A 21,341-nucleotide genomic window follows, 5' to 3' on the forward strand; every position below is an offset into this window, starting at 1 on the left:
CGCACTATTCCGGCGTCCCCGGATAAATATCAAACCGGTGCCCTTTGGTGGTCACCGCGTTAGTGGTCGCCACGTCCGCCAGCGGCGGCGCATAGTCAGGGCGCTTTACCACCACCCGCTTCGTCGCCAGCTGGCGAGCCGGCTCCAGCAGGCCATCCGCATCCAAATCAGGCCCCACCAGAGACTGAAACACCCGCATCTCTTTCTTCACCAGCGCGCTTTTCTGCTTGTGCGGGAACATCGGGTCGAGATAGACCACCTGCGGGCGCGGGGTGATATCGGTCAGCGCCGTCAGGCTGGAGGCGTGGATCAGCTGCAATCGTTCCTGCAACCAAGGGCCGATTTCCGGGTCCGCATAGCCTCGCGTCAGCCCGTCGTCGAGCAGCGCAGCGACCACCGGATTACGCTCCAGCATCCGCACATGACAGCCGACAGATGCCAGCACAAACGCATCGCGCCCCAGCCCCGCCGTGGCATCGACCACGTCCGGGAGGTAGCTCCCTTTGATGCCAACCGCTTTGGCCACCGCTTCACCACGACCGCCACCGAACTTGCGCCGGTGCGCCATCGCGCCGCCGACAAAATCGACGAAAATCCCGCCGAGCTTCGGTTCATCGCGCTTACGTAATTCGAGATGTTCTGGTGTCATCACCAGCGCCATCAGGTTATCTTCATCATGTTCCAGCCCCCAGCGGGCGGCCAGAACAGATAAGGCGCCGTCTCCGGCGCCCGTTTCATCCACTAAGCAGATCTTCACGTAACAATCAGCCTTTGATCCCGTAATGCTCAAGCATCGCATCCAGCTGCGGCTCGCGGCCGCGGAAGCGTTTGAACAGCACCATTGGCTCTTCGGAACCGCCGCGGGTCAGGATATTGTCGAGGAACGACTGGCCGGTTTCGCGGTTGAAAATTCCCTCTTCTTCGAAACGAGAGAAGGCATCCGCCGCCAGCACGTCGGCCCACAGGTAGCTGTAGTAACCCGCCGCGTAGCCGCCAGCGAAGATGTGGCTGAACGCGTGCGGGAAGCGGCCCCAGGTTGGCCCAGGGATCACGGCAACCTGCTTTTTAATCTCGGCCAGGGTTTCAAGAATTTTCGCGCCCTGCTCCGGGCTGAACTCGGCGTGCAGGCGGAAATCGAACAGGCCGAACTCCAGCTGGCGCAGGATAAACATCGCCGCCTGGTAGTTCTTCGCCGCCAGCATTTTATCCAGCAATTCTTTCGGCAGCGGTTCGCCGGTCTCATAGTGACCGGAGATAAACGCCAGCGCGTCCGGCTCCCAGCACCAGTTTTCCATAAACTGGCTCGGCAGCTCGACCGCATCCCACGGTACACCGCTGATGCCTGCCACGCCTGCGGTTTCGATGCGGGTCAACATATGGTGCAGGCCGTGACCGAACTCGTGGAACAGGGTGATCACTTCATCGTGGGTAAAGAGCGCAGGTTTGCCGTTCACCGGACGGTTGAAGTTACAGGTCAGGTAGGCGACCGGCTTCTGCAGAGAACCGTCTGCTTTACGCATCTGGCCCACGCAGTCGTCCATCCACGCCCCCCCGCGCTTGTTCTCACGCGCGTAGAGATCGAGGTAGAAGCTGCCGCGCAGTTCGTTTTTATCGTCATACAGTTCGAAGAAGCGCACGTCCGGATGCCAGACGTCGATATCGGTACGCTCTTTGGCGGTGATGCCATAGATGCGCTTCACCACTTCAAACAGGCCGTTCACGGCTTTGTTTTCCGGGAAGTACGGGCGCAGCTGCTCGTCGCTGATGCTGTAGAGGTGCTGCTTCTGTTTTTCGCTGTAGTACGCGATATCCCACGGCTGCAGCTCGTCCACGCCGAACTCCGCTTTCGCGAAGGCGCGCAGCTGGGCCAGCTCTTTTTCACCCTGCGGACGGGCGCGTTTCGCCAGATCGGTCAGGAAGTCGAGCACCTGCTGCGGGTTCTCCGCCATTTTGGTGGCGAGGGATTTATCGGCGTAGTTTTCGAAGCCCAGCAGCTGGGCCAGCTCGTGGCGCAGGGCGAGGATTTCCGCCATGACCGGGCTGTTGTCCCACTTACCGGCATTCGGCCCCTGATCGGAGGCGCGGGTGCTGTAGGCGCGGTACATCTCTTCGCGCAGGGCCTGGTTGTCGCAGTAGGTCATTACCGGCAGATAGCTCGGGATATCCAAGGTTAGCAGGAAACCGTCCTGCTCTTTCGCCTCGGCCTGGGCTTTTGCCGCCGCCAGCGCGCTTTCCGGCATGCCTGCCAGCTCCGCTTCGTCGGTAATCAGCTTCGTCCAGCCCATGGTGGCGTCGAGCACGTTGTTGCTGTACTGGTTGCCCAGTTCGGACAGGCGCGCGGCGATTTCACCGTAGCGGGTTTGTTTCTCTTTTGGCAGGCCAATCCCGGACAGCTCGAAATCACGCAGGGCGTTATCGACCGATTTTTTCTGCGCCGTGTTCAGTTCGGCATAGTGGTCGCCGTCGCGCAGGTCGCGGTAGGCTTTGTAGAGCCCTTCGTGCTGGCCGACCCAGGTGCTGTATTCAGAGAGCAGCGGCAGGGTCTGTTCGTAGGCTTCGCGCAGTTCCGGGCTGTTTTTTACCGAGTTCAGGTGGCTTACCGGGGAGAAGATACGCCCCAGCACGTCGTCCACTTCGGCCAGCGGCTGACACAGATTTTCCCAGGTGTACGGCCCGCCCTGCGCGACCACGCTTTCTACCGCCGCGCGGCAGTTATCCAGCGATTGCGTAACCGCTGGAACCACATGCTCGGGGAGGATTTTAGAAAACGGTGGCAACGAAAAAGGCGTCAGTAATGGATTGGTCATAAACGCTGTCCTGTTGAAATAGGTGAATGAAGCGCGCATCCGGCGCTGTGCATATGGGATCTAGAATGGGGTTAAGTGTAGAGGATTTCAATGCCGGACGTTGTCGAAAAGAGCCCGGTGGTGCTGCGCTTACCGGGCCTACGGGTAATCTTTGCCGTTCTGCTGTAAACTGTGGCAAATCGTCAATTCAGCGGAATATCATTACCCATGCTCAGTTATCGCCACAGCTTCCACGCAGGCAACCACGCCGACGTCCTTAAACACACCGTTCAGAGCCTGATCATCGAATCGCTCAAAGAGAAAGAGAAGCCATTTCTCTATCTGGACACCCATGCGGGCGCGGGCCGTTATCAGCTGAGCGGTGAGCATGCCGAGCGTACCGGTGAATATCTGGAAGGGATTGCCCGCATCTGGCAGCAGGACGACCTGCCTGCCGAGCTGGAGCCGTACATCGGCGTGGTGAACCACTTCAACCGCAACGGCCAGCTGCGTTATTACCCGGGCTCGCCGCTGATTGCCCGCCAGCTGCTGCGCGAGCAGGACAGCCTCCAGTTGACCGAGCTGCACCCGAGCGACTTCCCGCTGCTGCGTTCAGAATTCCAGAAAGACAGCCGCGCCCGCGTCGAAAAAGCCGACGGCTACCAGCAGCTGAAGGCCAAACTGCCGCCGGTTTCCCGTCGCGGCCTGGTGCTCATCGACCCGCCGTACGAAATTAAAACCGACTATCAGGCGGTGGTAACCGGTATCCACGAAGGCTACAAGCGCTTCGCCACCGGGACATACGCCCTGTGGTATCCGGTGGTGCTGCGCGCGCAGATCAAACGCATGATCAAAGACCTGGAAGCGACCGGCATCCGCAAGATCCTGCAGATCGAGCTGGCGGTACGTCCGGACAGCGATCAGCGCGGTATGACCGCCTCCGGCATGATTGTAATCAACCCGCCGTGGAAGCTCGAAGCGCAGATGAACAACGTGCTGCCGTGGCTGCATAAAACGCTGGTGCCGGCGGGTACAGGCCACGCTACCGTCAGTTGGATAGTGCCGGAGTAATCGCAGCCATCGGTGGAAACTATTGATTTCAGGTATACAATCGCGGCAATTCACGATTAAGGACAAAAGCTATGACTAAGCATTATGACTACATCGCAATCGGCGGCGGCAGCGGCGGCATCGCCTCCATCAACCGCGCGGCCATGTACGGCCAGAAGTGCGCGCTGATTGAAGCCAAAGCGCTGGGCGGCACCTGCGTGAACGTGGGTTGTGTACCGAAGAAGGTGATGTGGCATGCGGCGCAGATCCGTGAAGCTATCCATATGTATGGCCCGGACTACGGCTTTGACACCACCATCAACCGCTTCGACTGGGACAAGCTGATCGCCAGCCGTACCGCGTACATCGATCGCATTCACACCTCGTACGACAACGTGCTGGGGAAAAATAACGTCGACGTTATCCACGGTTTCGCTCGCTTCGTTGACGCGAAAACGATCGAAGTGAACGGCGAGACGATCACCGCCGATCACATCCTGATCGCCACCGGCGGTCGTCCGAGCCACCCGAACATCCCGGGCGTGGAATACGGCATCGACTCCGACGGTTTCTTCGAGCTGCCAGCCCTGCCTGAGCGCGTTGCCGTGGTAGGCGCGGGATACATCGCGGTTGAACTGGCCGGTGTGATTAACGGCCTGGGCGCAGAAGCGCACCTGTTCGTACGTAAACACGCGCCGCTGCGCAGCTTCGACCCGCTGATTGTCGATACGCTGGTTGAAGTGATGAACACCGAAGGCCCAACCCTGCACACCAACGCCGTACCAAAAGCGGTGGTGAAAAACGCGGACGGAAGCCTGACGCTTGAGCTGGAAGATGGTCGCAGCCAGACCGTTGATTGCCTGATCTGGGCGATTGGCCGTGAACCGGCGAACGATAACTTCAACCTGGGCGTGACTGGCGTGAAAACCGACGATAAAGGCTATATCGTCGTCGATAAATTCCAGAACACCAGCGTACCGGGCATTTACGCGGTCGGCGACAATACCGGTGCGGTTGAGCTGACGCCGGTCGCCGTTGCGGCGGGTCGTCGTCTCTCCGAGCGCCTGTTTAACAACAAGCCGGACGAGCATCTGGACTACAGCAACATCCCGACCGTGGTCTTCAGCCATCCGCCAATCGGCACCGTCGGCTTAACCGAGCCGCAGGCGCGCGAGCAGTACGGCGACGACCAGGTGAAAGTGTATAAATCGGCGTTCACCGCAATGTATACCGCCGTCACCTCGCACCGTCAGCCGTGCCGCATGAAGCTGGTCTGCGTCGGCCCGGAAGAGAAGATTGTCGGTATCCACGGCATTGGCTTCGGCATGGATGAGATCTTGCAGGGCTTCGCCGTGGCGCTGAAGATGGGCGCAACCAAGAAAGACTTCGATAATACTGTGGCAATCCACCCGACGGCCGCGGAAGAGTTTGTGACCATGCGTTAATCCTGATGCCCCTCCCCGGAGGGGCATTTTTTTAACATTCATAAATCGTTGCAAAACGAATGCTCCGAAAATAGTGATCTACCGCACATTTCCCTCCCCATCTACCGAAGCGAATGTCTACGCTTATAAGACGCCCGGATAAACCTGTCTTTTGAACACACAACCGGAGGTCCCTATCACCATGTTCAACCAGAAACTACAGGCTACCGAGAACATCGAGTTCGAGATTGCAGAAGAGCTGCGCTACGAGACCGATCCCTGCGAGTTGAAACTGGATGAAATGATTGAGGCGGAGCCGGAACCCGAAATGATCGAGGGGCTACCCGCCTCCGATGCGTTGACGCCCGCAGACCGCTATCTTGAACTGTTCGAACACGTGCAGTCGACGCGGCTGTTTGCGGACAGTAAAACCTTCCCCGACTGCGCGCCGAAGATGGATCCGCTGGATATCCTGATCCGCTACCGCAAGGTCAGACGCCACCGGGATTTCGACCTGCGCCAGTTTGTGGAAAACCACTTCTGGATGCCGGAAACGTACGGCACAGAATATGTCTCCGACCCGGGACTTTCCCTGAAAGAGCACATTGATAACCTGTGGCCAGTGCTGACGCGCGAGCCGCAGGATCATATTCCCTGGTCTTCCCTGCTGGCGCTGCCGCAGGCCTATATCGTCCCCGGCGGGCGCTTCAGCGAGACCTACTACTGGGATTCTTATTTCTCCATGCTGGGGCTGGCGGAGAGCGGCCGTAACGATCTGCTCAAATGTATGGCGGACAACTTCGCCTGGCTGATAGAACGCTACGGGCATATCCCCAACGGCAACCGCACCTATTATCTCAGCCGCTCACAGCCGCCGGTCTTTGCGCTGATGGTGGAGCTGTTTGAGGAGGACGGCGTGCGCGGTGCGAAACGCTATCTTGATCACCTCAAAATGGAGTACGCCTTCTGGATGGACGGTGCGGAGTCGCTGCTGCTTAATCAGGCATACCGCAGCGCCGTGCGCATGCCGGACGGTTCACTGCTCAACCGCTACTGGGATGACCGCGATACCCCGCGCGACGAATCGTGGATCGAGGACGTGGAAACCGCGCGCCACTCGGGCCGTCCGCCAAATGAGGTGTATCGCGACCTGCGCGCGGGTGCGGCGTCCGGCTGGGATTACTCGTCCCGCTGGCTGCGCGATCCGTCGCGTCTCGCCAGCATCCGCACGACGCAGTTCATCCCCATCGATCTGAACGCCTTCCTGTTCAAACTGGAAAGCGCTATCGCCAACATCTCGGCGTCGAAAGGGGATAAAGAGACGGCAGAGGAATTCCGCCAGAAAGCCAACGATCGCCGCGCGGCGGTGAACCGCTATCTGTGGGACGAGGAGAGCGGCTGTTACCGCGATTATGACTGGCGGCGCGAAGAGCTGGCGCTGTTTTCTGCCGCCAGCATCGTGCCGCTGTACGTTGGCATGGCAACTCACGAGCAGGCGGAACGCTTGTCGGATGCAGTCAAGGCGCGTCTGCTGACCCCGGGCGGAATTCTGGCGACCGAGTACGAAACCAGCGAGCAGTGGGATAAACCCAACGGCTGGGCGCCGCTGCAGTGGATGGCGATTCAGGGATTCAAGCAGTACGGCAACGACTCGCTGGGGGATGAGATCGCCTGGAGCTGGCTGCATACGGTGAACCATTTCTACAAGACGCACCACAAGCTGATTGAGAAGTACCACATCGCCAGCAGCACGCCGCGCGAAGGTGGCGGGGGTGAGTATCCGCTGCAGGACGGTTTCGGCTGGACAAACGGCGTGGTGCGGCGGCTGATTGGTTTGTATGGGGAGCCTTGAGCAGGGTGCGGTCTTTTCCCCCTCGCCCTCCGGGGAGAGGGCTGGGGTGAGGGGAAAATGTTAGCGAATCACCTCATAAATGGCGCTCTGAATAGACTGCCATTTTTTGGTGGTGGCATCCGGCTGTGACTGCGCGCGGCGTGTGGCCATGTCGAGATCGTGCTGCTGGCGTTTCACTACGGCAGGCACGGTGCAGAACGCTTTAAGATACTCTTTACGTACCGAGGTCAGAGACTCGCCGTTCGACATCGCGTGGCTGAGCGTGTTGATGAAGCGGCGACACGGCTTCTCTTCCACCATGTTTTGCCGGTAGCGTAACATCAGCTCCAGCACGTCGTCATGGCCTGCCGACATCGCCTCTTCAGTCCAGGACAGCTTCCAGTCCATACCGCCCTGCAAAAAGAGCTGGGTCACGCGGGTATCGTTGCGGTTAATAGCCGAGCGGAAATTATTCTCGTCCCAGGTCACCCCCATGCGCGTGAGCGTTTCGCGCGAGGAAGGCGTCTCACGCATTTCCTGCGGTGGAGCCGCTTCAGCCGCGCTGACGGCCGCTGGCTGCGGCTTGCTGCTGGTCACCAGCCAGAAGCCCCCTGCCACAATGGCAATCACCATAACGCCAACCGCCCCCCATAGCGCACCGGAAATGAGCTGCTCGCGTTGTTCGGGGGTGCGCGGCGCGCGCTGGGTCGGCTTTTCAATGGTGTCACGGACTTCAAACAGATCCCCACCGGTAACCCGATCCATTTTCTGCGCCTTTTCCCAGAAGGTATGCAATTCACTGGCATCTACCGCCATGAATCCTGCCGGATTAACGCGCGTTCTCCCCTCTTCAAACGCGCGTTGAACGGGCCGCGCGATCTGCGCGTAGTAGTTGTCCAGCAGCTGAATTTGCGCCGAGCTTAACGTCTTCTGAACGGTGATGCTGTTGCGGATTTGCCGAATATCGTCGAGAAAGGTTTGCAGCGTTTTGCGTGGTTCAACCAGCAGCGTCAGCATGGACGGGTCGCTGAAAAGCGAAGCGTAATAGCGGCTGAACTCTTTTTTATCCACCAGCATCTGCGCCAGCTCGCTGAACATCATGCCGCTCAGGACATCGTTGATCTCGCCAAGCTTCAGCCAGCGCCTTACGCGGTCAGCGTTAAACAGGGTCTTAAGATGGTTGTTCAGCTTTACCTGATCGGGCCAGGCCTGCTGGATAAGCCCTTTAAGCATCAGCTCAATTGCGCGTACCTGCTTGTGCGCCTGCTGCTGCTGGAGTTCGCTGCCCGGTGCCAGCTCCGTGCTATAGGTCAACAGCGGCTGCTGAAGACGAAGATGTTCCAGCGCGGTCACAAACCGCATCGCCGCAATAAGCTGGTTTTCACTCACATCCTGTCCGCTTTCATACTGCGGTACGCGCTGCTGCAGCAGGCGCAGCTGGAGCGTAAATTCCGACATCTCGGCATCATTCAGGTTGAGTTTTTTCGCAACGGCTCCCCAGCCGCCCAAAGCTAATCGCGCGCTGTCGAGTTGTTCCAGAAACCAGCGTGGATCTTTGCCCTCAGAAGCATGTACATTCAGAAGGAGTAAAATTTCCACCGACGCAAGGCGAATGACCGCCAGACAGTGTTCAAACTGTTCGCGAATATGGTGTGATGTGCTGAGAGTCATTGTTTTCCTTAAGCGACAACGAAGACATCAGGAATGGGCGCGAGACGCCCTTTATTCTTTTTATTTATACGCGGTTAACCATACCTGACTTTCTGTTGAAATAAAGTGACAACCCTAAAATGATTTAAAATGTTTCAGGAGAATCTGAATGCCGGTTTTAATTACCTCTCGCCTTACCTGTTCGCCCCTGCAGGAACAAGACTGGCCCTTTTTTCTGGCGTTACAGCAGCACCCGGACGTTATGCGCTTTGTGGCGGAAGACCGCCCCGTCGCGGCGATACGAGAGGCGTTTGATTCGCGCCTGATGCCATGGGCTCCGGGCAGCGCGCACTGGCTTTGCCTCGTCGTACGTGACACCGCCTCACTGACCCCGCTGGGCGTTACCGGGTATATTCATCGGGAGGAGGACTGCGCCGAAGTGGGCTTCCTTTTCGCCCCCGAGGCGCAGGGGAAAGGTTACGGCTTTGAATCCCTGAAGGCGCTTTGCGATTACGCTTTTCTTCAGGGCGGTATACGGCGACTCACCGCCACCGTAACAGCGGGAAACGCTGCTTCAAGACGCCTGCTGGAAAAAGCCCGCTTTCACCTGGAAGGTGAATTACGTGAGAGCTATTATCTTGCGGGGCGCTGGCAAAATGACTGGCTATTTGGTTTATTACAGCAGGAATACCTGAATAATAATTCCTGACCAATAGTAATTTAGCCGATATTTCCGGACGTCGTTTCCTCTTCAGGGTCGCTATTAAGAGGAAACGAATATCAAACGTCATGCGCTGAAAATATTTTCTGCGGCCATTGCGTTAATAAAAAACATCAGGGTCTTTCTCTGGAGAAATATCGTGATGAAAATGGGTTATCGTCTATGGCTGCCTGCGTTCTTTATCGCTGTCAGTGGCAGACACATCCATATTAAGGGTTCCTTAAGAGGTTCCTTCCCCTTAAGTCCGGGCATCACAGGAACATACCGCCTGACACTTCAATACGTTGCGCATTCATCCAGCCCAGCTTATCGCTGAGCAGTGCCGCAATGGCATCACCGATATCGTCCGGTAGACCCACCCGTCCCAGCGCCGTCTGCGAGGCCAGCAACTGATTCAGCTCCGCGTTGTCGCGCACGCGTCCGCCGCCAAAGTCTGTTTCTATCGCGCCAGGCGCAATGATATTGACGGAAATGCCGCGCGCGCCCAGCTCTTTCGCCTGATAGTGCGTCAGCACTTCCATCGCCCCCTTCATGGCCGCGTAGGTCCCTGAGCCCGGCTGGGTAAAACGGGCCAGCCCGCTGGAGACGTTGAGGATACGTCCCCCGTCGTTAAGCAGCGGCAGCAGGCGCTGGGTCAGGAAGAAAGGCCCTTTGAAATGAATGTTCAACGCTTCATCAAACTGGGCTTCCGTCGTGTCGGCATAGGGTGCATATAAACCCGTCCCGGCATTGTTCAATAAATAGTCAAAGGTTTCACGCTGCCAGACGGTCCTAAGGGTTTCCTGAAGCTGTTGGGCAAAATGTTCAAATCCCGTGATATCCCCGACGTTAAGCTGTAATGCCGCTGCGTTGACGCCTTTTTGCTGAATTTCATGCACAACATCCAGCGCTTCCTGCTGGCTACGGTTGTATGTCAGGATGATTCCCGTGCCGTCTGCCGCCAGCTTTAATGCAGCGTTTTTACCCAGACCACGACTACCACCCGTCACTAATGCGATACGTTCACTCATCATAAACCTCGTTTTGGCTGTTAAGGAGATTGAGAAAGAGCTTATTAGGTGATAGAAAGTCAATAAAGATGGATTAAAACGCTTCACTGTTTCAGCAGAAACAACAATGAGCTTCGTCTATGGATAAAATTCACGCAATGCAGTTGTTCGTCCGCGTCGCGGAACTGGAGAGTTTTTCCCGCGCAGCCGAAACATTAACCCTGCCAAAAGGCAGCGTCTCACGGCAGATTCAGGCCCTGGAAAACCGGCTTGGCACTCAGCTATTACACCGCACCACGCGCCGCGTCAGCCTGACGCAGGACGGCATGGTCTATTACGAGCGGGCAAAAGATCTGCTGGCAAACCTTGATGAACTCGACGGTATGTTTCAGCACGATCCCTCCAGCATCAGCGGCCGGCTCCGCGTGGATATGCCCGTCGGCGTTGCTCGAAATTTAGTCATCCCCAAACTGCCTGCTTTTCTGCAGCACTATCCTGGCATTGAACTGGAGCTCAGCAGCAGCGATCGTCTGGTGGATGTGATCCGCGAAGGGTTTGATTGCGTGGTACGCGTCGGCACGCTGAAGGATTCAGGGCTGATTGCCCGTCCACTGGGCAAGCTGTCGGTGATTAACTGCGCCAGCCCGGACTATCTGGCGCGTTTTGGCTACCCGGAAACCCTGGACGATTTAGGCTCGCACGCCGTTATTCACTACACCGCTACGCTGGGAACACGCCCACAGAGCTTTGAGTTTTATAACGGCAGTACAACACAGTGGATAAAAACGGGCGGGGTCTTAACCGTCAACAGCACGGAAACTTACCAGGCTGCCTGTCTCGCCGGACTGGGCATTATTCAGGTGCCGCGGGTTGGGGTGCGCGATTTACTGCGCGCGAAGAAGCTGATTGAGATCCTCCCGCAATACCGGGCCGAACCGATGCCTGTTTCCCTGATTTATCCCCACCGGCGCAACCTCTCCCGCCGGGTCCATCTGTTCATGGAGTGGCTAACCGAACTCACAAAAGCTTACGTGGACTAGTCGCAAGCTATAATTCAATAACATCCAGCCAAACGAAAAGGAAAAGACGCGTGACGCCGGAAAACAACCCGCAACGACCCACCCAACATTTAGAGTATGAGCCCGTCAAAAAGATGGAAACCGGGCCCGAAGAGGCCAAAACGCCAGGTACCGCCAGCAAAGCGCTGGGGACCGTCACCGGCATCGCCGCGAGAATTCAGCAGTTTCCCATGGTGGCGCATCTGATACGCGCAACCGAGCGCTTTAATGACCGCATGGGAAACCAGTTTGGTGCCGCCATCACCTATTTTTCCTTCCTGTCTATGATACCGATCCTGATGGTGTCGTTCGCGGCAGCCGGTTTTGTCCTCGCGTCGCACCCGACGCTACTGCAGGATATCTTCAATAAGATCCTGAATAACGTCAGTGACCCGACCCTTGCCAGTACGCTCAAAAGCACTATCAATACCGCCGTTCAGCAGCGTACCACCGTCGGCATCGTCGGTTTGCTGATTGCCCTTTACTCCGGCGTTAACTGGATGGGCAACCTGCGCGAGGCCATTCGCGCCCAGTCGCGCGACGTCTGGGAGCGTAAGCCGCAGGACCAGGAGAAAATCTGGGTCAAGTATCTCCGCGACTTTGTTTCGCTGATTGGCCTGCTGGTCGCGCTCATCGTGACGCTTTCCATTACCTCCGTGGCGGGCTCGGCGCAGCAGATGATCATCTCCGCGCTCTATCTGGATTACATCGAATGGCTGAAGCCCGCCTGGCGCGGCATTGGGCTGGCTATTTCCATCTTCGCCAACTACCTGCTGTTCTTCTGGATCTTCTGGCGCTTGCCCCGCCATCGTCCGCGCAAGAAGGCGCTGCTCCGCGGCACATTGATTGCGGCGATCGGCTTTGAGGTGATCAAAATCGTGATGACTTACACCCTGCCGTCACTGGTTAAATCCCCTTCCGGCGCGGCGTTTGGCTCGGTGCTGGGACTGATGGCCTTCTTCTACTTCTTCGCCCGCCTGACACTGTTCTGCGCGGCATGGATTGCCACCGCCGAGTACAAAGGCGACACGCGAATGCCCGGCAAAACGCACCGCTAGCCCCGCCATCGGGCTGAAATTTCAGCCCGATTCATCATTTCAGCATATAAATCCAGCCCGTAACTTTTATTTAACCGAAAACCAGTTTAATTGACTGATATTTAAAATCTGTTAAGCATTTCATAGACGTGTTTTGGCTGGTCTGAAAATTATCCGCTTTTTGCTGTTTTTATCACCGGGTCGCGGCTTTGTTACAGATTGAAATGTCGCTTTTGCTGTGCGTAATATGGCCTTTCGTTCGACAAAAATAAGAAAATATTATGCAAGCAACCGCCACCACACTCGACTCAGAAACGGAAAACGTTCCGGTAAATTCGCGCAATAAAGTCGTCGTCGCATCGCTGATTGGCACCGCCATTGAGTTCTTCGACTTCTATATTTATGCCACCGCCGCGGTCATCGTATTCCCGCACATTTTCTTCCCGCAGGGCGATCCGACGGCGGCCACGCTGCAGTCTCTGGCGACCTTTGCGATTGCGTTTGTTGCGCGTCCGATTGGCTCTGCGCTGTTTGGACACTTTGGCGATCGCATCGGCCGCAAAGTCACGCTGGTGGCCTCGCTGCTGACGATGGGGATCTCCACCGTAGCCATCGGCCTGCTGCCGACCTACGAAACCATCGGTATTCTGGCGCCGGTCCTGCTGGCGCTGGCGCGTTTTGGGCAAGGTCTGGGGTTGGGTGGTGAATGGGGCGGCGCGGCGCTGCTGGCGACCGAGAACGCCCCGGCGCGCAAGCGCGCGCTGTATGGCTCATTCCCGCAGCTTGGCGCTCCGATTGGCTTCTTCTTTGCCAACGGGACGTTCCTGCTGCTCTCCTGGCTGCTGACGGATGAACAGTTCATGAGTTGGGGCTGGCGTATTCCGTTTATCTTCTCAGCCGTGCTGGTGCTGATTGGCCTGTATGTGCGTGTTTCTCTGCATGAAACGCCTGTCTTCGCGAAAGTGGCCGCGGCGAACAAGCAGGTAAAAGTACCGCTGGGTACGCTTCTGACCAAACACGTTCGCGTGACCGTGCTGGGCACGTTTATCATGCTCGCCACCTATACGCTGTTCTACATCATGACCGTCTACTCCATGACGTTCAGTACCGCCGCTGCGCCGGTTGGGCTGGGGCTGCCGCGTAACGAAGTGCTGTGGATGCTGATGATGGCGGTGATCGGCTTTGGCGTGATGGTTCCGATTGCGGGCCTGCTGGCGGATAAATTCGGTCGTCGTGCGAGCATGATTACGATCACCACGCTGATCGTTCTGTTTGCCCTGTTCGTCTTCCCGCCGCTGCTGGGTTCAGGTAGCCCGGCGCTGGTGATGGCCTATCTGCTGATTGGCCTGAGCCTGATGGGGCTGACCTTCGGCCCGATGGGCGCGCTGCTGCCCGAGCTGTTCCCGACTGAAGTACGTTATACCGGCGCGTCGTTCTCCTATAACGTCTCGTCCATTCTGGGTGCGTCCGTTGCGCCATATATCGCCACCTGGCTGCAGGCAAACTATGGTCTGTTCTATGTGGGCGTCTATCTTGCGGCCATGGCGGCGCTGACGCTGATTGCGCTGCTGCTGACGCACGAGACGAAGCACCAGGCTCTGTAATTCACTGCGGCCTGATGCCCTCACCCCGGTCCTCTCCCACAGGGAGAGGGAGAAAGGGAGCTATTTCTTCATCTGCGACAAAATGGTCCTACACTGATTCGCCTCGCCCTCTGACGGCGAAATCAGTGCCAGCAGCGCTGCGGCTGGGGTGACCAGCGTCGCAAGGGCCGCAGCCACGGCACCGCGCGCAATCAGCGGCCCTGGCTTCACGCCCGCCTGCGGATTTTTGAAGGTCCCGCGCACGTACAGCGGCGAGCGCAGCGTGATAATACGGATCCCCTTACTCTCCGGGTCAATCGTCAGATCAAGCTGCTCCGAAGCCATGCTGGCGGTACCGGTCACGTTAATCACCGCGTTTTCCGTGTCGAAGGCAAAAATCTGCGGGCGCGCCACGCCGTTCACCAGATCCAGATTGGCCGCCGCGCAGTTCACCCGCACCTCGTCATCGCCGAAGATTTGCCCGACGACGTAGTTACCGACGTTCAGCCCCAGGATCTCCATCAGGTTTCGGCTCACCAGCCCGTCGTTCATCAGCAGCTTCAGGTTTCCGTTGCCGCTGCCCAGCAGCGCCGCCACGGAGTTACCCACGCCGCGAATGTCGGCATCACCGTTCATTTCACCGAGGGTTTTCTGCATCAACTCTACGTTCGGCATCAGCTCTTTCAGCTTCAATCGACGCGCCTGGATCTCCGCCCGTCCCTGCATCGGCTTCTTATCGCCTTCCAGGTGAATGTTCGAGGAAATCGTCCCACCCGCCATGCCGAACTTCAGTGGCTGAAGGCGCAGGTCGGCGTTTTTGAGGAGGATATGGGTCGAAAGATTGCTGATCGGCAGCGTACTGCCATGTTCAATTTTCCCGCCTTTGAAGCGTACATCCGCATCCATTACGTTCCATTTGTCGGTTTCGAAACGATCGTAAGGCAATACTTTACCCGCAGGCTGAACGTCCTTTTTGACCTCTTTGGACTTTGTGCCTTTGCCCGAATCCACGCCAATCAACGGACCAAGATCGGCCAGACGCAGCTGACGGGATTCAACATCCCCTTCCAGTTTCGGGCGCGGTTTTCCGGTGGTGTAGGTCAGCGTGCCGTGGATGTCGCTGTCGCCAATGCGGCCATTAAAATCCCGGTAGTCAAAAACGGACGATTTTTCGGTATCGATTTTGGCGACCAGATGCCCGTCCGTTTCGAATGGCGGGGTATCCGGCAGCAGTACGCCGGTCAGTTCATACAGCTCGCCCAGCGAATCACCGGCAAATTTAAGCTGAAGGTCAACGCCGCCCATGTTCATCGGGTCGTTAACCGTTCCCACGAACGCCACGCGGGTGTTACCGGAACGGAAGTCCGCCTGCACCGGGAACGGCGTGCCCTCGCTCCGTAGCGCCAGCATGCCGCCAATTTTCCCTTTACCGCTGAGAGGCTGATCGTTGTAGCGTCCTTTTGCCGTCAGGCCGAAGACATAGTCGCCCACGCTTGCCGTGTGACCTTTGGCTTTCGTCCCCGTGACCTCGCTAAACGGCAGCGGCTTGCCCAGCGGATCGACCAGGATCTCCACGTCGGCCTTGCTGACCTTATCGTCGATGGCGATCCGTCCGCGATCGAAAAGAATATTGTCGAGACGGAATGACCAGGAAGAAGGCTGGGCATTCGGATCCTTGTCGCCATCGCTGGCAAGGTTAAACGTCCAGTTGTTGGTTTTTTCTGAGAGTCGGATCAGACGCGCATCAGGCTGCTGAAGTTTGATCCACGGCAGATAAACGGTTTTGGTCAGAAGCGCTAACGGCGCTAGCGTGGCCTCCACGCGCGGCAGGTGGACCATGGTGACGTCCGGGATGTCCGGCGGGTTGCCGAGAATGATGTCGTCGGCATGGACGTGTGGCCAGGGGATCCAGCTTCGCCAGCCGGGCTCCTCTTTCTGACGCTCCCATACCACACCTAAATCACCGCGTATGGCGAAGGGGCGGTTCAGTTCGGTTGAGACTTTCTGGTTGATGGTCGGCTTGAGACGGTTCCAGTCAAACGTCGCAATAATGATGGCGACGACCACGATCAACAACAAGAAAATCCCTGCTGTCCAGGAGATTACCCTGGTTGTTCTTGTCATTTTTATCCCCTTTCCTGATGACCTGTCCTGTAAAACTATAGTCCAGACAAAGGGAAGCGGGCTTATCAGAGGGTCGTTATAACGTTATCGAGGCGATCCATGGGCACCGGGCGGGAGAGATAGTAGCCTTGCGCCGCCGCTGCGGGAGAGTTTTGTACATCACGCCACTCTTCCAGCGTTTCCACACCTTCAACAATCACACCCTGGCAATAGCGGTTCATCAGCTGTAATAACAGCGTAAACAGGTTCCGACCTTCCGGGGTCTGACGCAGCATAATGAACAGATCGCGGGCCACTTTAATGTAGTCGTAGCGCACCTCACTCAGGGCGGAGAAATTCGCCATGCCGGTCCCAAAGTCATCCAGCCACAGCGGGCCGTATTCGCATATCGAAGCAAACGAGGAATCCTGCGGCAGACGGACATGCTCCACCAGCTCAAAGCGCATCCACGGCAGGGTGGCGATCAGCTCCTGCAATTTTGCGTTCTGCCGCAGCGCCAGCAGGGTTGGGCCGTCGACGTTCACCGAGGCGAGGATATCGTGCTGTTCGAAAAAGGACTGCTTCGTCGCCAGCATGCGAAGCTGTTCTTCCAGCACATCCAGACGCTGGCGAACGGCAACTTCGGCAAAATAGCGATCCGGCGCGATGCGCTGAGTGGGGTTTGAGGGGTGCGTAACGACGGTCAAAATTTCAATTGCCATCAGTCGACCATCTGTTCGGTAGATCGGCTGATAGGTGTATGCACGCTCACATTGCAGCCAGTAGCGATGCTCCTGCAAGTTCTCAATACTTGCCTCAGGCGTAGTGCTCAGCCGCTGGATAACCTGCTCTGACTTCATTTCAGATGTCCTGTTGTTGGGATAGCCTTTCTGGACTCGTCACAGGATTATCGGCGCGACAATTGAGAACTTTATGTTCAATTCACCGGGAAAATGAAATTAAGATGACAGAAATGCGCGGGAACACGCGCTGGCTCAAATAAAATAATGGAACGTTGTTTTAATATAGTTGACCGGTTAATTCACTCAGCGCACACTGCTGATAATTCTTCTGTTCAGGTTCACGACTATGTCTAAAAAAATTGCCGTGATTGGCGAATGCATGATTGAACTGTCACAAAAAGGCGCTGAAGTCAGCCGCGGATTTGGTGGCGATACGTTAAACACGTCCGTTTATATTGCCCGCCAGGTCGCGCCTGAGGCGCTCACCGTGAACTACGTTACCGCCCTGGGAACGGACAGCTTCAGCCAGCAGATGCTGGAGGCGTGGCAGAGTGAACATGTTGAAACGTCGCTGATTCAGCGTATGGAAAACCGCCTCCCGGGACTTTATTACATCGAGACCGACAGCACCGGCGAACGCACGTTTTATTACTGGCGTAACGAAGCCGCGGCCAAATTCTGGCTGGAGAGCAACGCGGCTGCGGCCATCTGCGAAGAGCTGGCGACCTTTGACTATCTCTATCTGAGCGGGATTAGCCTTGCGATTTTAAGCCCCACCAGCCGTGAAAAGCTGCTGTCGCTGCTGCGCGAATGCCGTGCTAACGGCGGCAAGGTCATTTTCGATAACAACTACCGCCCGCGCCTGTGGGGCAGCCGCGAAGAGACGCAGCAGGTTTATCAACAGATGCTGCAATGCACCGACATCGCCTTTCTGACGCTCGACGATGAAGACGCCCTCTGGGGGGAGAAACCGGTAGAGGACGTGATTGCACGCACGCAGGCGGCTGGCGTGAGCGAAGTGGTGATTAAGCGCGGTGCGGATTCGTGCCTGGTCGCGGTGGCGGGTGAAACGCTGGTTGACGTTCCGGCGGTGAAGCTTGCCAAAGAGAAAGTGATTGATACCACGGCGGCAGGTGATTCATTCAGCGCGGGTTATCTGGCGGTACGTCTGACGGGTGGAACGCCGGAAGCTGCGGCACGGCGTGGGCACCTGACGGCCAGCACGGTGATTCAGTATCGCGGGGCGATTATTCCGCGCGAGGCGATGCCTGTTTAAGTAAGGTGCGGGCTGATGCCCTCACCCTAACCCTCTCCCACAGGGAGAGGGAATGTTTAAGCATTACTGCCCCTGCGGAATATCCGTCGCGTCCGGATGTAAATCATCCGCCGTGGCGGCCTGCGCTGGCTGCGGCGCGGTAGCCATAATGGAATCCCAGGTCGTCTGAAGTTCCTTCATGTCATATTCCGGTTCGCCCTTCGGCTGCAGGAGGATCAACGCCATCTCCTGTGACAGCTGCTGACGGAGGTCCTGATTGAGCATCTCGACGGTCAGACCGTTCAGGAAGTCCTGACGCAGCTTCTGGTACTGTTCCGGCGCAATGTCCACCACCTGATTCTGCAGGGAGCGAATACGCTGGCTGATCAGAATGTCGGTATCGGCACGTGCGTAGGTCGCAAACAGCTTCTGCAGCTCGAGTTTTTTCTGAGCCACGAGAGCATTGAATTCCTCTTCGGAAAGCCCCTCTTTACGCACTTTTGCCAGCTCTTTCGCGACCACGCCCAGATTGGCATTCAGCTTATCGCCCGGCGATTCAACGTTAATGGCACACTGCGCGCGCTGGAACAGCACGCGGCAGTCAAAACCAAGACCGATATTCTTGACGTTGTTCTTGCTCAGCGTCTGCTGAACGTGCCAGAACAGCGCCTCACGCGCCAGATCGGCACGCCAGTAGCGCAGCATTGCCGCGGACTCACGGATGGGCTGCCAGGCGTTATCCCACATGACGGAGAGGCGATCCTGACGCACGGCGTCCGTCATAATGCTGACAGGCTCTGCACGCAGCGGAGAGAGCGTCGGGACAGGGGCTGGCGTTTCACGCTTACCTTTCAAATCACCAAACGCTTTGTTGATCTGCTCCACCACCGCGCGGCTGTCCACGTTACCTACCACGATCAGCGTCATGGCGTCCGGGGTGTACCACTTCTGGTAGAACGATTTTACCTGTTCGGCATCGACCGGCTGTTTCAGCGGTTCGGCCGGGTCATGTCCCAGTAACGTTGAGCCCTTCAGGCGGTAGCGCCACCAGCCCTCTTTGGTATCTCCGGGCCAGGTCGCCACCATGTCACTGTTGCTCAACGCATAGTTAACGGTGTCCGGCGTAATCGCCAGATTGCCAGAGGCATCGGAGAGATACGTAAGCGCTTCTTTAAGCAGGTCGTTACGGTTATTAGGCAGGCTCAGGTTAAACATGGTGTAGTCATACGAGACAACAGCCGGAGGAAGCGGGCGCTTCGGATCGATGGCCTGCTGCCAAAGTGAACGCACCTGAACCGCTTGCAGGCTGCCGCTCTGCGTGAGCGCCAGCCGGGGAATAAAATGGCTAAAACCGGTTTGCTGGGTGCTTTCCGTGAGGGAACCGGTATTAATGGACAGACGGATTTCTATACGGTCACTGGGACGTTGCGGAGTGGCTAACACCTGCCACTGAAAACCGTTCGCTAATGTCCCTTGTTGCCAGGCCGGGTCTGGCTGGAGCGCATCTGCCTGCACATAACTGGCTGCTGCCATCATCAGCAAACCGCCGGTTAAGAGTCGAATTTTTGTGCCCTGCATGTGAACCCCTGATCAACATTCCTGGTTAAAAAAGAGTGCCTCGCGACGCGCTTCACTCTTAAAGATGACGATGAAAACACGTCGATTAGACCGCGCGTTCGGCAAAACGTCACGGTCCGAAGTGAAATATACCCAAAAAAATCTTGTCGAATTATGACAGGTACGAACAGTTATTATGCGCAGGAGCCCGCATCCCGACAAGGGAATACGGGCATTTGTGACAAGATTAAGAGGTTAAGCCAGGATTTTTGCTGTCAGTTGAACGATTATTCAGAGTATCGTCGAGCTTTTTGTGATCCAGCTCTTTCACCCATTTCGCCACCACCACCGTTGCCACGCCGTTACCCACCAGGTTGGTTAACGCACGGGCTTCTGACATGAAGCGGTCGATACCCAGAATCAACGCCAGACCCGCCACCGGCAGGTGACCTACAGCTGAAATGGTGGCAGCCAGCACGATAAAGCCGCTGCCCGTCACGCCTGCCGCGCCTTTAGAGGAGAGCAGGAGCACCACCAGCAGGGTAATCTGATGGAAAATATCCATATGGCTGTTGGTCGCCTGAGCGATAAATACGGCCGCCATCGTCAGGTATATCGAGGTGCCGTCCAGGTTGAAGGAGTAGCCCGTCGGGATCACCAGCCCGACCACCGATTTACGGCACCCCAGCTTTTCCATCTTGTCGAGCATACGCGGCAGCGCCGATTCTGAAGAGGAAGTCCCCAGAACAATCAGCAGCTCTTCACGGATGTAACGAATAAATTTGAAGATGTTGAAACCCGTCGCTCGGGCGATGGAGCCCAGCACCACAACTACGAAAAGGATACAGGTAATATAGAAGCAGATAATCAGCTGACCCAGCTGCACCAGCGTACCGACGCCATACTTACCGATGGTGAAGGCCATCGCACCAAAAGCACCGATCGGCGCCAGGCGCATGATCATATTGATGATGCCGAAGATCACCTGCGAGAAGCTTTCGATTACGTTAAAGATAAGCTGGCCTTTGCTGCCCAGACGGTGCAGGGCAAAGCCAAACATCACGGCGAACAGCAGCACCTGGAGGATGTTTCCGCTGGCGAACGCGCCAATGACGCTGCCCGGTATCACGTCCAGCAGGAAGGCTACCACGCCCTGATCCTTCGCCTGCTCGGCATATACCGCGACCGCTTTGGCATCAAGCGTTGACGGGTCTACGTTCATCCCCGCGCCTGGCTGCACCACGTTGACGATGATCAGACCGATAATCAGCGCAAGTGTACTGACCACTTCAAAATAGAGAAGCGCCACTGCACCGGTACGACCGACCGCCTTCATGCTTTCCATGCCAGCGATGCCCGTTACTACGGTACAGAAGATCACCGGAGCGATGACCATTTTGATGAGCTTAACGAACGCGTCGCCAAGCGGTTTCATTTGCGCGCCCAGCTCAGGGTAATAGTGACCCAGCAGAATACCGATGGCGATGGCTGTCAGGACCTGGAAATAAAGACTTTTGAAGAGTGAGGTTTTCATAAGGTGTCCTTGGGAAGAAA

Annotated in this window: 16 protein-coding genes; 8 read left to right on the forward strand and 8 right to left on the reverse strand. The window is 57.0% G+C overall.

The window, feature by feature from the left end; all coding sequences use genetic code 11:
• Positions 1 to 4 precede the first annotated feature (4 nt).
• Complete coding sequence (rsmJ, locus tag USH94_RS16845; protein WP_181574016.1) at positions 5 to 757, reverse strand: 16S rRNA (guanine(1516)-N(2))-methyltransferase RsmJ; 753 nt, start codon at positions 755 to 757, stop codon at positions 5 to 7.
• 7 nt (positions 758 to 764) lie between these two features.
• On the reverse strand, positions 765 to 2,807 hold the full coding sequence (gene prlC, locus USH94_RS16850) for an oligopeptidase A (protein ID WP_111963713.1): 2,043 nt from the start codon (positions 2,805 to 2,807) through the stop codon (positions 765 to 767).
• Between the two features lie 207 nt (positions 2,808 to 3,014).
• Between prlC and USH94_RS16855 the strand changes: the two genes are divergently transcribed.
• The 3 genes from USH94_RS16855 to USH94_RS16865 all read left to right on the forward strand — a co-directional run bounded on the left by USH94_RS16855 (position 3,015) and on the right by USH94_RS16865 (position 7,112).
• A complete protein-coding gene (locus USH94_RS16855; protein ID WP_032640380.1) occupies positions 3,015 to 3,857 on the forward strand; it encodes a 23S rRNA (adenine(2030)-N(6))-methyltransferase RlmJ in 843 nt (280 codons plus the stop codon).
• Between the two features lie 71 nt (positions 3,858 to 3,928).
• Entirely contained in the window at positions 3,929 to 5,281 is a 1,353-nt protein-coding gene (gorA, locus tag USH94_RS16860) for a glutathione-disulfide reductase (protein ID WP_111963712.1), read from the forward strand.
• Positions 5,282 to 5,462: 181 nt separating this feature from the next.
• A complete protein-coding gene (locus tag USH94_RS16865; protein WP_111963711.1) occupies positions 5,463 to 7,112 on the forward strand; it encodes an alpha,alpha-trehalase in 1,650 nt (549 codons plus the stop codon).
• Between the two features lie 60 nt (positions 7,113 to 7,172).
• Here USH94_RS16865 and USH94_RS16870 read toward each other — a convergent pair whose 3' ends face one another.
• Entirely contained in the window at positions 7,173 to 8,762 is a 1,590-nt protein-coding gene (locus tag USH94_RS16870; RefSeq protein ID WP_111963710.1) for an STY4199 family HEPN domain-containing protein, read from the reverse strand.
• Between the two features lie 148 nt (positions 8,763 to 8,910).
• Between USH94_RS16870 and USH94_RS16875 the strand changes: the two genes are divergently transcribed.
• Positions 8,911 to 9,450: a GNAT family N-acetyltransferase gene (locus USH94_RS16875; RefSeq protein WP_111963709.1), complete on the forward strand. Its 540-nt coding sequence runs from the start codon at positions 8,911 to 8,913 to the stop codon at positions 9,448 to 9,450.
• Between the two features lie 263 nt (positions 9,451 to 9,713).
• Here USH94_RS16875 and USH94_RS16880 read toward each other — a convergent pair whose 3' ends face one another.
• Complete coding sequence (locus tag USH94_RS16880) at positions 9,714 to 10,472, reverse strand: SDR family NAD(P)-dependent oxidoreductase (protein ID WP_111963708.1); 759 nt, start codon at positions 10,470 to 10,472, stop codon at positions 9,714 to 9,716.
• Between the two features lie 119 nt (positions 10,473 to 10,591).
• On the opposite strand from USH94_RS16880, the gene USH94_RS16885 reads away from it, so the two are divergent.
• The 3 genes from USH94_RS16885 to USH94_RS16895 all read left to right on the forward strand — a co-directional run bounded on the left by USH94_RS16885 (position 10,592) and on the right by USH94_RS16895 (position 14,150).
• Positions 10,592 to 11,491, forward strand: coding sequence for a LysR family transcriptional regulator (locus USH94_RS16885; RefSeq protein WP_111963707.1), 900 nt, complete (start codon positions 10,592 to 10,594; stop codon positions 11,489 to 11,491).
• A 50-nt stretch (positions 11,492 to 11,541) separates the two neighbouring features.
• The gene (gene yhjD / locus USH94_RS16890; RefSeq protein ID WP_111963706.1) at positions 11,542 to 12,567 is read left to right on the forward strand and encodes an inner membrane protein YhjD; all 1,026 of its coding nucleotides are present in this window, start codon (positions 11,542 to 11,544) and stop codon (positions 12,565 to 12,567) included.
• A gap of 260 nt (positions 12,568 to 12,827) precedes the next feature.
• Positions 12,828 to 14,150 carry an MFS transporter gene (locus tag USH94_RS16895; RefSeq protein WP_111963705.1) on the forward strand — a complete coding sequence of 441 codons (1,323 nt, stop codon included), beginning with the start codon at positions 12,828 to 12,830 and terminating at the stop codon, positions 14,148 to 14,150.
• A gap of 60 nt (positions 14,151 to 14,210) precedes the next feature.
• Here USH94_RS16895 and USH94_RS16900 read toward each other — a convergent pair whose 3' ends face one another.
• Entirely contained in the window at positions 14,211 to 16,253 is a 2,043-nt protein-coding gene (locus USH94_RS16900; protein ID WP_111963704.1) for an AsmA family protein, read from the reverse strand.
• 65 nt (positions 16,254 to 16,318) lie between these two features.
• Positions 16,319 to 17,092 (reverse strand): cyclic-guanylate-specific phosphodiesterase, encoded by a 774-nt coding sequence (pdeH, locus tag USH94_RS16905; RefSeq protein ID WP_111963703.1) that lies wholly within the window; start codon positions 17,090 to 17,092, stop codon positions 16,319 to 16,321.
• Positions 17,093 to 17,321: 229 nt separating this feature from the next.
• On the opposite strand from pdeH, the gene USH94_RS16910 reads away from it, so the two are divergent.
• Positions 17,322 to 18,251: a sugar kinase gene (locus USH94_RS16910; RefSeq protein WP_111963702.1), complete on the forward strand. Its 930-nt coding sequence runs from the start codon at positions 17,322 to 17,324 to the stop codon at positions 18,249 to 18,251.
• A 63-nt stretch (positions 18,252 to 18,314) separates the two neighbouring features.
• Here the strand turns inward: USH94_RS16910 and USH94_RS16915 are convergent, their stop codons facing one another.
• Together USH94_RS16915 and USH94_RS16920 are read right to left on the reverse strand one after the other, a co-directional pair.
• Entirely contained in the window at positions 18,315 to 19,808 is a 1,494-nt protein-coding gene (locus USH94_RS16915; RefSeq protein ID WP_047646783.1) for a M16 family metallopeptidase, read from the reverse strand.
• A gap of 226 nt (positions 19,809 to 20,034) precedes the next feature.
• Complete coding sequence (locus USH94_RS16920) at positions 20,035 to 21,321, reverse strand: dicarboxylate/amino acid:cation symporter (RefSeq protein ID WP_023309587.1); 1,287 nt, start codon at positions 21,319 to 21,321, stop codon at positions 20,035 to 20,037.
• Positions 21,322 to 21,341: the final 20 nt, after the last annotated feature.

Source organism: Enterobacter sp. 148H3 (genome assembly GCF_034107425.1).
Lineage (GTDB): Bacteria > Pseudomonadota > Gammaproteobacteria > Enterobacterales > Enterobacteriaceae > Enterobacter > Enterobacter vonholyi.